Origin of the sequence: Iodobacter fluviatilis, assembly GCF_900451195.1 — a bacterium.
GTDB lineage: Bacteria > Pseudomonadota > Gammaproteobacteria > Burkholderiales > Chitinibacteraceae > Iodobacter > Iodobacter fluviatilis.
Window position 1 is genome coordinate 285,676 of the sequence record NZ_UGHR01000001.1, and the last position, 13,679, is coordinate 299,354.

A 13,679-nucleotide genomic window follows, 5' to 3' on the forward strand; every position below is an offset into this window, starting at 1 on the left:
CTTGAAATGTAAGGGCATTCTTTTAATGATTTGTCATGGCAATTAAACAATTCTGTAACTTAATCCTTTTAGAATCGTATTAGTTAATGGCCTGCAACAGGGTTATCTGTTGTCACAACAATCTGAGAGAATGATCTTATGAAATTAGCCCGCCTGATTTTGGTATCCAGTGCTTTTGTTTTTGCTATGGGCACAGTGAGTGCTGCAGATACACCTGCTATTCCGGCTTTGACTGGTGATGCATTAGCTGCAGCCGTTAAAGGTAATTTGGATAACGATTTGGTTCTGCAAAAATTTAATTTAAAAGTTAAAGGTAAAGAAGCAGATGTAACGATTGAAGGCAGCGTTGATGAGGGTGAACAAATGGCGCGCGCTGGCAATGTTGCAGAGCAGGTTAAAGGCGTACGTTACGTATTTAATAATATCGTTCCTAAAAACTAATTAGATTTAGTTTTTAAATACTAAAAAGGCAGCTTAGGCTGCCTTTTTTATGGCCTGAGCATAGGCGTAAAAAAAGCGAGCATAAAGCTCGCTTTTTTGATATGAAGGTTAAATTAACCAAATTTGCCGGTAATATAATCTTCAGTTGCTTTAACTTTAGGCGTGGTAAAGATGGTATCTGTTTCACCTACCTCAATCAGCTCACCTAAATACATATAAGCAGTAATGTCTGAAACACGTGCGGCCTGCTGCATATTATGCGTCACCATTGCGATGGTGTAATCTTGCTTTAATTCATGAACCAGCTCTTCAACGTGTGCAGTAGAAATAGGATCGAGCGCAGATGTTGGTTCATCCAGTAATAAAATTTCCGGCTTAACAGCAATCGCACGGGCAATACATAAACGTTGTTGCTGACCGCCAGATAAGCTTAAGCCTGATTGCTTAAGCTTATCTTTGGCTTCATTCCAAAGGGCTGCTTTTTGCAATGCCCATTCAACCCGGTCGTCCATTTCTGATTTTGGCAGGGTTTCATATAATTTTACGCCAAAAGCAATATTGTCATAAATAGACATTGGGAACGGTGTGGGCTTCTGAAATACCATGCCAACCTTGGCACGCAGCATATTCAAATCAACGTCGTTTTCTAAAATGTTCTTACCATTCAGGATGATTTCACCCTCTGCACGTAGCTTTGGATAAAGATCGTACATGCGATTAAATGTGCGCAGCAAGGTTGATTTACCACAACCAGAAGGGCCAATAAACGCAGTAACTTTACCTTCCTGAATATCCAGATTTACATTTTTTAAGGCGTGGAAGTTGCCATAAAAAAAGTTAAGATTTTTAATCGCAAGTTTTGCGGGATTTTTAGTAATCATGATTAAGCTGTTCCGTATTGATTTATTAGTTTTGTTTCGGTTCGCGCAGCATGACGCGCGCAATAATGTTTAAACCGAGTACAAACAGGCCAATTAATAAAGCACCTGTCCAGGCTAATTGATGCCATTCATCATACGGGCTCATCGCAAACTGGAAGATGACTACCGGTAAATTAGACATCGGCTGGTTCATATTGGAGTAGAACTGGTTATTCAGTGCAGTAAAGAGCAGTGGGGCTGTTTCACCCAGAATACGGGCAATCGCAAGTAAAATCCCTGTTGCAACACCCGCTTTTGCTGCACGCAAGGTCACAAACAAAACCATTTTCCATTGTGGTGCACCCAGCGCATAAGCGGCTTCACGCATTGCAGTAGGCACCAAACGCAGCATGTTTTCTGTGGTTCTGAGCACCACAGGAATCACCAAAATAGCTAGGGCCAAAGAGCCTGCCCAGCCAGAGAAATGCTGAGCGTGAGCCACATACATTTCAAAAATAAACAGACCAATCACAATGGATGGCGCAGAAAGCAGAATGTCGTTAATAAACCGGGTGGTGGGGGCCAGCCAGCCTTTATTTCCAAATTCGGCTAAATAGGTTCCGGCCAGAATGCCAACTGGTGTCCCAATGGCCACACCAATAATCGACATCTGTAAACTGCCCAAAATTGCATTGGATAAACCACCTGCGCTGCCCGGTGCCGGGGTTGTCTGGGTAAAGGTCGACAGGGTTAAGCCGGGAAGACCGTTTTTAAATAGCGTAAACATAATCCAGAATAACCAGAATAAGCCAAAGGCCATGGCAATAATGGAAAGGGTTAAGCTCAGGTAATTGATTGCGCGGCGGCGATTATAAATATTCATAGGGTGCCTCACGAGTTTGCGCCTTCATTACGCTGTAAACGCAGCAATAATAATTTGGAAAGGACGAGTACCACAAAGGTGATAAAGAAAAGCAGTAAACCTAATTCAATTAGCGATGAAACATAAAGCTCGCCATTGGCTTCGGTAAACTCATTGGCCAGAGTGGCTGAAATGGTGGTAGCAGGATCAAATAAGGAGCTCATTTTTGCCTGTGAATTACCAATCACAAAGGTAATGGCCATTGTCTCGCCTAATGCCCGGCCTAAGCCCAGCATAACACCGCCAATAATTCCGTTTTTTGTAAAGGGTACAACTACATTCCAAACGACTTCCCATGTTGTTGAGCCAAGGCCATATGCAGATTCTTTGAGCATAGGTGGCACAACTTCAAACACATCACGCATAACCGATGTGATATATGGAATGACCATAATGGATAGAATCAGGCTGGCAGTAAACATACCAATACCCATCGGTGCACCAACAAACAGCTCCCCAATAAAGGGCCAATTAGCAGTTGTTTCTGTGAGCCATGGCTGGACATGATCGGCAAACAATGGAGCAAATACAAATAAACCCCACATGCCATAAATAATAGAAGGCACACCGGCAAGTAATTCAATGGCCACACCCAGCGGACGGCGCAGCCAGATAGGGGATAATTCAGTCAGAAAAATTGCAATACCAAAGCTCACTGGAACTGCAATAATTAAAGCAATAAAAGAAGAAATTAAAGTGCCGCGAATAGATGGCCATGCACCGAATTCTTCTGTAACCGGATTCCAGCTTTCTGATGTGATAAAGCTTAAGCCAAAGTGTTTGATGCTGGGCATTGCACCATATAATAAAGAAAGAATAATACCGCTTAATAAAGCAAGTACAAAAAAAGCAAAGAAACGCGTACTACCGACGAACAGAGCATCTTGCAGGCGCTGCTGTTTCATTCGTTGATTTTGATTCGGCATTAAAATCTCCATTCCACCGAGGCTTCACAACAACACAACAGGAGCATCATGGCTCCTGTTGTGTTTAGACATGCAACAACACGGTTGTCACAGTAATGGCGGGCTTATTTCCAAACTGGAGCAGAGCCATCAGTGATTTGGGCTTTCCAGTTTGCCTTGATCAGATTAACAACGCTGTCTGGCATAGGGATGTAATCTAAATCAAGGGCTACTTTGTCAGCATCGTTGCCATAAGCCCAATCAAAGAACTTCAGCACTTCAAGCGCCTGAGCTGGCTTGTCTTGCTTTTTGTGCATCAGAATGAAGGTTGGATTGGCGATAGGCCATGATGTTTTGCCTGCCGAATTGGTCGTTAGCAAATACATGCCCGGGGCATTTTTCCAGTCTGCACCTGCTGCTGCTGCAACAAAAGCGTCTTCTGAAGGCTGAACAAAGGCGCCGTCACGGTTTTGCAGCTGAGTGTGAGCGAGCTTGTTTTGTTTTGCGTAAGCAAACTCAACATAACCAATCGCGCCTTTGATGCGTTGTACGTAGTTGGAAACGCCTTCATTGCCCTTGCCACCAACACCAACCGGCCATTGTAGGGAGGTATTTGCGCCTACTTTTTCTTTCCATTCTGCTGAAACTTTGGACAGGTAGTCAGCAAATACAAACGTTGTGCCTGAGCCGTCAGAGCGGCGGACAACAGTGATGTTTTGCTCTGGCAGTGTAACGCCAGAATTCAGCGCAACAATCGCAGGGTCATTCCATTTCTTGATTTTGCCCAAGAAAATATCTGTCAATACTTGCGGAGTAAGCTTCAGCTGGCCTGGGTGAACGCCAGGAATATTCACGACCGGTACAACACCACCGATAACGGTTGGAAATTGCAGCAGGCCCTGTTTATTTAATTCTTCTGGTTTTAAAGGCATATCGGAAGCGCCAAAATCAACTGTTTTGGCTTGAATTTGCTTGATACCACCACCCGAACCAATCGACTGATAGTTCAGCCCGGTACCCGTCTTAGCTTTGTACATTTCCGCCCATTTTGCGTACAGCGGATACGGGAAGGTCGCACCTGCGCCAGTAATGTCTGCCGCGATAGCATGTGTGAACAGGCCGGCAGTAAGGCCGATAGTGACAATTAGTTTGCGTGCAAGTGCCATTACTAGAAACTCCGAAGGCTAAAACGTTTGGACGAAAAGAATAGTGCCTATGCTAGCTGCTGATTGTTGCTGAAATATTACAAGTCACTCAGTGTGGGTGAGCTTGTCCTGAAAATCAATGAACCGACAGGGCTCGGTTTGACTGGGGGTAGGCGTGGGAATACAATCTGGGACTTTTGAAACAGGTGCTTCTCGTCGTATGACAAGACAGCTTGTAATTGGTAACTGGAAGATGCACGGCAGTATTGGTAAGGTTCGTTCGGTATTGCCCGAACTGGCACGCGCCAAGCTGGGACCCAATGTTGCAGTATGCATTCCTTACCCGTATGTCATGTTGGCTAAGAGCCTGCTGAAAGATAGTCAGGTTCAGGTTGGAGCTCAGGACGTCAGCGAGTATCATGTTGGAGCTTACACAGGTGCAGTTTCTGCATCGATGCTGGCCGATATAGGTTGTGAGCTGGTGATTGTCGGGCACTCTGAGCGCCGTCGTTATTTTGGTGAGAGCAGCGAAAATGCCGCTCGTAAACTGCGTGCTTGTCTGGACGCGGGGCTTTTTCCCGTTTATTGCGTGGGTGAAGATGCTGAAGAGCGTGCCAGTGGCCGGCACAAAGAAATTATTGCGGCAGAGTTAGCTGTATTACGTGGTTTGCCGATTGGTCTTTACGCCGTTGCTTACGAGCCATCTTGGGCTGTAGGTACGGGTGTCATTGCAACATCAGAGCAAATCGCTGAAATGCACGCATTTATCAAAGAGACCTTAGAACCTCGCACCCGTGTGTTGTATGGCGGTAGTGTAAAAGGCAGTAATGCTGAAGAAGTTCTGGCGGTAGATGGGGTAGATGGTGTGCTTGTTGGCGGAGCCGCTTTATCAGCGTCCGAGTTTTTAGACATCTGCATGGCTGCGCGCTAGTCAGGGAATATAAAACCCGCTAGAATGCGCGCCGCATAGAAATGAGAAATTAATGGAACTTATTAAATCACTCGTGCTCATTTTGAACGTGGTTTCTGCGATTGCTACCATCGTTCTGGTGCTGATGCAGCACGGTAAAGGTGCCGATATGGGCGCTGCTTTTGGCAGCGGTTCAGCAGGTAGCCTGTTTGGCTCGTCGGGTTCGGCTAATTTTTTAAGCCGTACTACTGCAGTGACAGCAACACTGTTTTTTGCAAGCTGCCTTGCATTAGTTTTACTGGTAAGCCCGGCTAAAAAGTCAGATTTGGGTGTGATGAGCACGCAAAAACCTGCAGTACAGCAGCCAGCTCAGCCGAGTAAAATTCCAGAGTAAGCCGTAATACTTCTGGAAGGTTAATTTGTTTTTAATGCCGACATGGTGAAATTGGTAGACACGCTATCTTGAGGGGGTAGTGACTTCGGTTGTGAGAGTTCGAGTCTCTCTGTCGGCACCAGATACAAAACGCCCGCGCAATGTGGGCGAATACAACATATAAAAATATCCTTAACTTTCAAATCTGGGGAGTGCCATGCTCGCTAACTATTTCCCCATCCTGATGTTTCTGGCTGTAGGACTCTTGGTGGGTGTTGCCCCGCTTGTTCTTGGCTGGGGGGTGGGCAAGATTCTCGGGACCAATCGGCCTGATCCTGAAAAACGCTCACCTTACGAGTGTGGCTTCGAAGCTTTCGAAGACGCGCGCATGCAGTTTGATGTTCGCTACTACCTCGTTGCTATCCTGTTTATCTTGTTCGATCTCGAAGTGGCCTTCCTTGTGCCATGGGCTGTTGTGCTTAAAGAGCTCGGCATGTTCGGCTTCCTTGCAATGATGATTTTCCTGACCGTGCTGGTTGTGGGTTTTATCTTTGAATGGAAGAAGGGCGCACTGGAATGGGAGTAATTAATATGGATGCTCAATCTTTAGCAAGTGTGCAGTCTGCAGACAAAGGTTTTGTGACAACTTCGCTCGATACCGTGATCAACTGGACACGCACTGGCTCTTTGTGGCCAATGACGTTTGGTCTGGCTTGCTGCGCGGTAGAAATGATGCATGCTGGCGCGGCGCGTTATGACTTGGATCGTTTCGGCATCGTTTTTCGCCCAAGCCCACGCCAGTCTGACCTGATGATTGTGGCGGGCACGCTCTGTAATAAGATGGCGCCTGCACTGCGTAAGGTTTATGACCAGATGCCTGAGCCACGTTGGGTGATCTCGATGGGATCCTGTGCTAATGGTGGTGGTTACTACCATTATTCTTACTCTGTTGTCCGTGGTTGTGACCGGATTGTGCCGGTTGATATCTATGTGCCGGGCTGTCCGCCAACTGCCGAGGCTTTGCTTTACGGCATTATTCAGCTACAGAATAAGATTAAGCGTACTAACACGATTGCGCGTTCAGGTGTATTGGCGAGTGAGAGGGTAAACAGTGGATCGTAAACTTAGCGTCCTAATGGACAGCCTGAAGGCCGTTCTGGGTGAGATAGGTGGCGCAAATATCGCCAAGCTGGTCTGTGCTCTGGATGAAGTCACTATCGAAGTGCCTGTAGCAGTATGGCCCGAAGTGGCTTTAGCTTTGCGTGATAATGCCGCATTGCACTTTGAATCCTGTCTGGATGTCTGCGGTGTGGATTACAGCACTTACAAAGACGCCGTATGGGAAGGCCACCGTTTTGCAGCGGTCTATCATTTCCTCTCTTACAAACACAATGTGCGTCTGCGTGTACGCGTGTTCTGTACGGATGATGATTTCCCTGTCGTGCCTTCCATGGTTTCTGTCTGGCCTGGTCTTAACTGGTTTGAGCGTGAAGCGTTCGACTTGTTTGGGATTATGTTCCAGGGGCACCCTGATTTGCGCCGCATCCTGACTGATTATGGTTTTGTTGGTCATCCTTTCCGTAAGGATTTTCCGCTTTCTGGCTACGTAGAAATGCGTTACGACCCTGAGCAGGGCCGTGTTATCTACCAGCCTGTCACTATCGATCCGCGAGAAACAACGCCGCGTATCATCCGCGAGGAGAATTACGGTGGCTGCTGAAATCCGTAACTACACGCTGAATTTTGGACCGCAGCATCCTGCCGCGCACGGTGTTTTGCGCTTGGTGCTTGAGTTAGACGGTGAAGTGGTCGAACGTGCTGATCCGCACATTGGCCTGCTGCACCGCGGTACTGAAAAATTAGCTGAATCAAAAACCTATATTCAATCGCTCCCTTATATGGATCGGCTTGATTACGTGTCGATGATGTGTAATGAGCACGCCTATTGCATGGCGATTGAAAAAATGACGGGCATCGAAGTTCCGCTTCGTGCTCAGTATATCCGTGTGATGTTTGATGAAATCACCCGGATTCTGAATCACCTGATGTGGATTGGTGCGCACGGTATTGACTGCGGCGCGATGACCATCTTCTTGTACGCCTTCCGTGAGCGTGAAGATCTGATGGACTGCTATGAAGCAGTGTCAGGCGCGCGTATGCATGCGGCCTATTATCGCCCGGGTGGAGTTTACCGAGATCTGCCGGATCAAATGCCGCAGTACCAAGCTTCTAAGGTACGTAATGCTGCCGCGATCAAAAAATTAAACGGCAACCGTGAAGGTTCTTTGCTCGATTTTATCGAAGACTTCACTAACCGCTTTCCAACCTATGTGGATGAATACGAAACCCTGCTGACAGATAACCGTATCTGGAAACAGCGTACTGTGGGTATTGGTATTATCACGCCTGAACGTGCTCTGGCACTGGGGCTGACTGGCCCTATGCTGCGTGGCTCGGGTGTGGAGTGGGATCTGCGTAAGAAACAACCGTACGAAGTTTACGGTGCACTGGACTTTGATATTCCGGTCGGTAAAAATGGCGACTGCTATGACCGTTATCTGGTTCGTGTTGAAGAAATGCGCCAGTCCAACCGTATTATTAAGCAGTGCGTAGCATGGCTGAAAGCCAATCCTGGCCCTGTGATTGTAGATAATCATAAAGTGGCATCACCTTCACGTGGCGGCATGAAAGCCAATATGGAAGAGCTGATTCACCACTTCAAACTGTTTACCGAAGGCATGCATGTTCCGGAAGGCGAAGCTTACGCCGCTGTTGAACATCCTAAGGGTGAGTTTGGTATCTACATGGTGTCCGATGGCGCCAATAAACCTTACCGCCTGAAAATTCGTGCGCCGGGCTTTGCTCACTTAGCATCTTTAGATGAAATGGCGCGCGGCCATATGTTGTCCGATGTGGTGGCTATTATCGGTACACAAGACGTTGTATTCGGGGAGATTGACCGCTGATGTTAACTACTCAATCCCTGGCATTGATTGATCGTGAAGTAGCGAAATATCCTGCTGAGCAAAAGCGCTCTGCAGTCATGGGCGCGCTGCGTATTGCGCAGACCGAGCACCGCTACCTTAGCAATGACATGATCGAATTTGTAGCTGACTATCTAGGCATTGCGCCAATGATGGCTTATGAAGTGGCTACTTTCTACAATATGTACGATTTAAAGCCGGTAGGTAAGCACAAGATCACTGTGTGTACCAATCTGCCCTGTGCACTTTCGGGCGGCTATACCGCAGCGCATTACATCAAGCAAAAGCTTGGCATTGGTTTTAATGAAACCACACCCGACGGCAAATTTACGCTGAAGGAAGGGGAGTGCATGGGCGCCTGTGGCTACGCGCCGGTGATGCTGGTGAATAACCACGCCATGTGCAGTCATATGACGCCTGAGGCGATTGATAAGAAACTGGCGGAGCTCGAATAATGACCGTCTATGCAACTGGTGTCATTTTTGATGACGTCAATTTTGAAGATCCAAACTGCTGGCGCATTGACGAATATGTTAAGCGTGGTGGCTATGCTGCTCTCGAAAAGATTCTGAGTGAAAATATCACTCAGGATGAAATCATTGCGCAAATGAAAACTTCCGGCCTGCGTGGCCGTGGCGGTGCGGGTTTCCCGACCGGCTTGAAGTGGTCGTTTATGCCGCGTAGCTTCCCTGGACAAAAGTACCTTGTTTGTAATACGGACGAGGGCGAGCCAGGCACCTTTAAAGATTTAGACATTATTGTGTCTAATCCGCATGCGCTGATCGAAGGCATGATTATTGGTGCTTACGCCATGGGCATTACTGTGGGTTACAACTATATCCACGGTGAAGTGTTTGAAGCTTACGAACGCTTTGAAGAGGCACTGGAAGAAGCACGCAAGGCTGGCTTTTTAGGTGAAAAAATTCTAGGTTCAGAATTTAGCTTCGAGCTGCACGCACATCATGGCTACGGCGCTTATATTTGCGGTGAAGAAACGGCGCTGCTTGAATCCTTGGAAGGCAAAAAAGGCCAGCCACGCTTTAAGCCGCCATTCCCAGCCAGCTATGGCCTCTATGGCAAGCCAACCACAATTAATAATACGGAGACGTTTGCCTCCGTACCATACATTATCCGCGAAGGCGGGCAGAAATTCCTTGAGCTAGGTAAACCTAATAACGGTGGAACCAAGTTATTTTCGGTTTCTGGCCATGTGAACCGCCCTGGAAACTACGAAGTGCCGCTGGGCATGCCGTTTTCTGAGCTGCTGGAATTATGCGGCGGTATGCGTGATGGCAAAAAACTCAAAGCGGTCATTCCAGGCGGATCATCCTCGCCAGTCTTGCCTGCTGACATCATGATGCAATGCACCATGGACTACGATTCGATCGCTAAAGCAGGCTCGATGCTGGGGTCAGGTGCCGTGATCGTGATGGACGAAACAGTCAGTATGGTGCAAGCGCTGGAGCGTTTGTCTTACTTCTACTTCGAAGAATCGTGTGGCCAATGTACACCGTGTCGCGAAGGCACCGGTTGGTTGTATCGCATTGTTCATCGTATCGCACAGGGCCATGGTGTTCCGGAAGACTTGGAACTCTTGGACAGTGTCGGTAATAACATCGCAGGGCGAACTATTTGTGCCCTCGGCGACGCAGCTGTTTTCCCGGTGCGCGGAATGCTAAAACACTTCCGTAGCGAATTCGAATACCTTATCGAACACAAGACTGCATTGCAGGCTTGGGTTTGATTCAATAGCCATTGAGTAGAGCATGCTGGAAATTGAAATCGACGGTAAGAAACTGACAGTGCCAGGTGGTAGCACGGTAATGGACGCAGCCAATTCGGTTGGCGTGCATATCCCGCATTTCTGCTATCACAAAAAGCTGTCTATAGCCGCAAACTGCCGTATGTGCCTTGTTCAGGTTGAGAAAGCGCCTAAGCCTTTACCTGCCTGTGCAACCCCCGTCACGGACGGGATGAAAGTCTGGACCCACTCTGATCAGGCCGTGAAGGCGCAGCAGGGGGTGATGGAATTCTTACTGATTAACCATCCGCTTGATTGCCCGATTTGTGATCAGGGTGGCGAATGTCAGCTGCAGGATCTGGCGGTAGGCTACGGCCAATCCGGCTCCCGCTATACAGAAGAAAAACGCGTTGTGGCCAATAAAGATCTTGGCCCGTTGATTTCTACTGATATGACGCGTTGCATTCATTGCAGCCGCTGTGTTCGTTTTACCGAAGAAATCGCCGGCTTCCAGGAATTGGGTATGGCAGGTCGCGGTGAATTTACCGAAGTCATGTCCTTTATTGGCAAGACGGTTAAATCGGAAATTTCCGGCAATGTGATTGATCTTTGCCCGGTTGGCGCATTGACCAGCAAGCCGTTTCGCTACTCAGCACGCACATGGGAATTATCCCGTCGTAAGTCTGTCAGCCCGCATGATGGCTTGGGTTCCAATCTTGTTGTGCAAGTCAAAAACAACAAGGTAATGCGTGTTCTGCCGCTGGAAAACGAAGCCATTAATGAATGCTGGCTCGCTGACCGTGATCGCTTCTCTTATGAGGCATTGAACAGCACTGAGCGTCTGCAAAAGCCAATGATTAAGCAGGGCGGCGTTTGGCAGGTGACTGACTGGCAAACTGCGCTTGAATATGTAGCAAACGGCCTGAAGCAAGTGGTGTCAGACCACGGTGCTGCATCGGTGGCTGCCGTGGCCACACCAAACAGCACGGTCGAAGAGCTGTTTATGCTGCGTAAATTGATGGCAGGTTTAGGCGTAGAAAACGTCGAAACTCGCTTACGCAATGCAGACTTCAGCCTGAATACGACTGGCGCTACTTGGTTAGGCCAATCGATTGTTGATTTGGCTGCTTCTGAAGCGGTACTTGTTATTGGTTCATCATTGCGCCAAGAGCAGCCTTTGCTGGCACAACGCTTACGCCAATCAGTTAAGAAAGGCTTGAAGCTTTCCTTGGTGAATGTGCATAGCGATGATTTGCTGACTAAAGTAGCCGCACAGTCTGTTGTTCGCCCAGATCAGCTAGTTGAAGGCGTGTTGGCTGTGATTAAGGCTGTTGTTGAAGCAGACTCAAGCAAAGCCGCTCCTGCGAACATCGATTTGGCTGGCGTAGAAGTGACTGACGCAGCCCGAAGGATTGCTGCAACCCTAACCGGTAAATCAGCTGTATTGCTAGGCAATATCGCAACGCATAATCCACGCGCTGCTGAGTTACACGCTGCAGCTGCTGCATTGGCTGAGCTGACTGGCGCAACACTGGGTGTGATGAGCGAAGCGGCTAATACCGTGGGCGCTCAGCTGATCGGTGCAACCGTTGGTGGCAATGTCTTCGCTGCGCCTAAAAAAGCTTATGTGCTTTTAAATGCTGAAACCGAGTTTGATACGCACAACGGCGCACAGGCTCTGGCAGCAGTAAAAGCAGCTGAAATGGTTGTTGTAATGTCAGCATTCAATAGCTGTGCTTTGGATTTTGCTGATGTGATTCTGCCGATCTCTCCTTTCTCAGAAACATCCGGTACCTTCGTCAATATGGAAGGAAAGCCGCAGAGCTTTAACGGCGTCGTTCGTCCGCTTGGTGAAACTCGTCCGGCCTGGAAAGTATTCCGCGTATTAGGCAATGTGCTTGGCTTTAATGGCTTTGATTACGAATCGTCTGAACAGATTCGCGATGAAGCCCTGCCAGGCGATACGGCTGCCCGCTTGAATAACGCCGCTGTAGCTGCTGTGGCCGTTAAAGTTCAGGCTGCATCTGGTTTGGTTCGCTTAGGTGAAGTGGCGATGTATCAGGCAGATGCCTTGGTTCGTCGCGCGCCAAGCTTGCAAGCGACTCTGGCGGCTCCTGCACTGAAAGCTAATGCTGCAACACTGGCGGCTTTAGGTCTGGTGGTGAATGATCTGGCGCGGGTAGAGCAGGGAGGTCAGGCGGTATCGCTGTTTGCTGAGCTGGATGCGGGTCTTGCAGATAACGTGATTCGCGTGCCTGTATCGCATTCTGCAACGCGCGAGCTTGCTGGCATGTTCGACAGTCTCTCGGTTTCTAAAGCTTAAAGGGCGCCCAATATGGAAATGTTACAAGGGTTGTTCGGCGCAGAGATCGCGTTTGTCCTCTGGACCTTACTCAAGATCGTTTGCATTGTTGCGCCTTTAATGGGGGCGGTTGCTTACCTTACCCTCGCTGAGCGTAAGGTGATTGGTTATATGCAGATCCGTATCGGCCCGAATCGGGTTGGTCCGTTTGGTTTGCTGCAACCGATTGCCGACGGTGTAAAGCTGCTGCTGAAAGAAATTATTTCTCCAAGCGCAGCCAGCACCGGTCTGTTCTTTTTAGCGCCGATTATGGTTCTGGTACCGGCATTGGCGGCTTGGGCCGTGGTGCCGTTTTATCCGGGCTATGTCTTATCCGATGTAAATGTCGGCTTGCTCTACGTGATGGCCATTACATCGATGGGCGTTTACGGTGTGATTTTGGCGGGTTGGGCATCTAACTCCAAATACGCTTTTCTTGGTGCAATGCGCGCTGCGGCTCAGGTGATTTCTTATGAGCTGGCGATGGGCTTTGCCTTGGTGGGGGTGATGATGGTTTCGGGCAGCTTAAATATGACCGAAATCGTCAATCAACAAGGCCAAGGGATGGCGGGTGGCTCGATTCTTTCGTGGAATCTGATTCCCTTAATGCCGCTATTCGTTGTGTACTTTATTTCTGGTGTGGCTGAAACCAACCGCGCGCCATTTGACGTAACCGAAGGCGAATCAGAAATTGTTGCGGGCCATATGGTCGAATACTCGGGCATGAGCTTCGCGCTGTTCTTCTTGGCCGAATACGCCAATATGATTCTGATTTCAGCAATGACATCAATCATGTTCCTTGGCGGTTGGTTAAGCCCGTTCCCGGCAAGCTGGGGCATTTTGGGTGCGCCATCGGTACTGTGGTGGGTATTAAAAGTAGCCTTTATGCTGTTCTGCTTCTTGTGGTTCCGCGCTACTTTCCCTCGCTATCGTTACGATCAGCTTATGCGTTTGGGTTGGAAGATTTTCATCCCGGTCACCTTGATTTGGATTGTGGTAGTGGGCGCTTGGATGCAGACGCCGTTCTCAATCTGGCCGCTAGGGAAATAAACAGGAA

15 protein-coding genes and 1 tRNA gene are annotated in these 13,679 nt (G+C 48.4%); 12 read left to right on the forward strand and 4 right to left on the reverse strand.

All coding sequences use genetic code 11. The features are described 5' to 3' along the window. Positions 1-138: 138 nt before the first annotated feature. A complete protein-coding gene (locus DYD62_RS01245) occupies positions 139-441 on the forward strand; it encodes a BON domain-containing protein (protein WP_233702854.1) in 303 nt (100 codons plus the stop codon). Between the two features lie 113 nt (positions 442-554). Here the strand turns inward: DYD62_RS01245 and pstB are convergent, their stop codons facing one another. The 4 genes from pstB to pstS all read right to left on the reverse strand — a co-directional run bounded on the left by pstB (position 555) and on the right by pstS (position 4,294). After that, positions 555-1,322 carry a phosphate ABC transporter ATP-binding protein PstB gene (gene pstB / locus DYD62_RS01250; RefSeq protein ID WP_115225707.1) on the reverse strand — a complete coding sequence of 256 codons (768 nt, stop codon included), beginning with the start codon at positions 1,320-1,322 and terminating at the stop codon, positions 555-557. Positions 1,323-1,347: 25 nt separating this feature from the next. Beyond that, positions 1,348-2,184, reverse strand: a complete 837-nt coding sequence (gene pstA / locus DYD62_RS01255) for a phosphate ABC transporter permease PstA (protein ID WP_115225708.1) — start codon at positions 2,182-2,184, stop codon at positions 1,348-1,350. 8 nt (positions 2,185-2,192) lie between these two features. Further along, positions 2,193-3,149, reverse strand: coding sequence for a phosphate ABC transporter permease subunit PstC (gene pstC / locus DYD62_RS01260; RefSeq protein WP_115225709.1), 957 nt, complete (start codon positions 3,147-3,149; stop codon positions 2,193-2,195). Positions 3,150-3,253: 104 nt separating this feature from the next. Next, positions 3,254-4,294: a phosphate ABC transporter substrate-binding protein PstS gene (gene pstS, locus DYD62_RS01265; RefSeq protein ID WP_115225710.1), complete on the reverse strand. Its 1,041-nt coding sequence runs from the start codon at positions 4,292-4,294 to the stop codon at positions 3,254-3,256. Between the two features lie 199 nt (positions 4,295-4,493). Between pstS and tpiA the strand changes: the two genes are divergently transcribed. The 11 genes from tpiA (at position 4,494) to nuoH (ending at position 13,672) form a co-directional block, all read left to right on the forward strand. Next, on the forward strand, positions 4,494-5,204 hold the full coding sequence (tpiA, locus tag DYD62_RS01270; RefSeq protein ID WP_099398511.1) for a triose-phosphate isomerase: 711 nt from the start codon (positions 4,494-4,496) through the stop codon (positions 5,202-5,204). A gap of 52 nt (positions 5,205-5,256) precedes the next feature. After that, on the forward strand, positions 5,257-5,577 hold the full coding sequence (gene secG / locus DYD62_RS01275; protein ID WP_099398510.1) for a preprotein translocase subunit SecG: 321 nt from the start codon (positions 5,257-5,259) through the stop codon (positions 5,575-5,577). Positions 5,578-5,613: 36 nt separating this feature from the next. Further along, a tRNA-Leu gene (locus DYD62_RS01280) sits at positions 5,614-5,698 on the forward strand. Between the two features lie 75 nt (positions 5,699-5,773). After that, a complete protein-coding gene (locus tag DYD62_RS01285; protein WP_046352288.1) occupies positions 5,774-6,142 on the forward strand; it encodes an NADH-quinone oxidoreductase subunit A in 369 nt (122 codons plus the stop codon). A gap of 5 nt (positions 6,143-6,147) precedes the next feature. After that, complete coding sequence (locus tag DYD62_RS01290; protein ID WP_115225711.1) at positions 6,148-6,678, forward strand: NuoB/complex I 20 kDa subunit family protein; 531 nt, start codon at positions 6,148-6,150, stop codon at positions 6,676-6,678. Positions 6,679-6,691: 13 nt separating this feature from the next. Further along, entirely contained in the window at positions 6,692-7,276 is a 585-nt protein-coding gene (locus tag DYD62_RS01295; protein WP_115225712.1) for an NADH-quinone oxidoreductase subunit C, read from the forward strand. Beyond that, on the forward strand, positions 7,266-8,522 hold the full coding sequence (locus DYD62_RS01300) for an NADH-quinone oxidoreductase subunit D (RefSeq protein ID WP_099398506.1): 1,257 nt from the start codon (positions 7,266-7,268) through the stop codon (positions 8,520-8,522). Before DYD62_RS01295 ends, DYD62_RS01300 begins: the two co-directional genes overlap by 11 nt. Continuing rightward, on the forward strand, positions 8,522-8,995 hold the full coding sequence (gene nuoE / locus DYD62_RS01305) for an NADH-quinone oxidoreductase subunit NuoE (protein ID WP_115225713.1): 474 nt from the start codon (positions 8,522-8,524) through the stop codon (positions 8,993-8,995). Before DYD62_RS01300 ends, nuoE begins: the two co-directional genes overlap by 1 nt. Next, positions 8,995-10,284, forward strand: coding sequence for an NADH-quinone oxidoreductase subunit NuoF (gene nuoF / locus DYD62_RS01310; RefSeq protein ID WP_115225714.1), 1,290 nt, complete (start codon positions 8,995-8,997; stop codon positions 10,282-10,284). Before nuoE ends, nuoF begins: the two co-directional genes overlap by 1 nt. 22 nt (positions 10,285-10,306) lie before the next feature. Further along, the gene (gene nuoG, locus DYD62_RS01315) at positions 10,307-12,604 is read left to right on the forward strand and encodes an NADH-quinone oxidoreductase subunit NuoG (RefSeq protein ID WP_115225715.1); all 2,298 of its coding nucleotides are present in this window, start codon (positions 10,307-10,309) and stop codon (positions 12,602-12,604) included. 12 nt (positions 12,605-12,616) lie between these two features. Continuing rightward, on the forward strand, positions 12,617-13,672 hold the full coding sequence (gene nuoH / locus DYD62_RS01320; protein ID WP_115225716.1) for an NADH-quinone oxidoreductase subunit NuoH: 1,056 nt from the start codon (positions 12,617-12,619) through the stop codon (positions 13,670-13,672). Positions 13,673-13,679 lie beyond the last annotated feature (7 nt).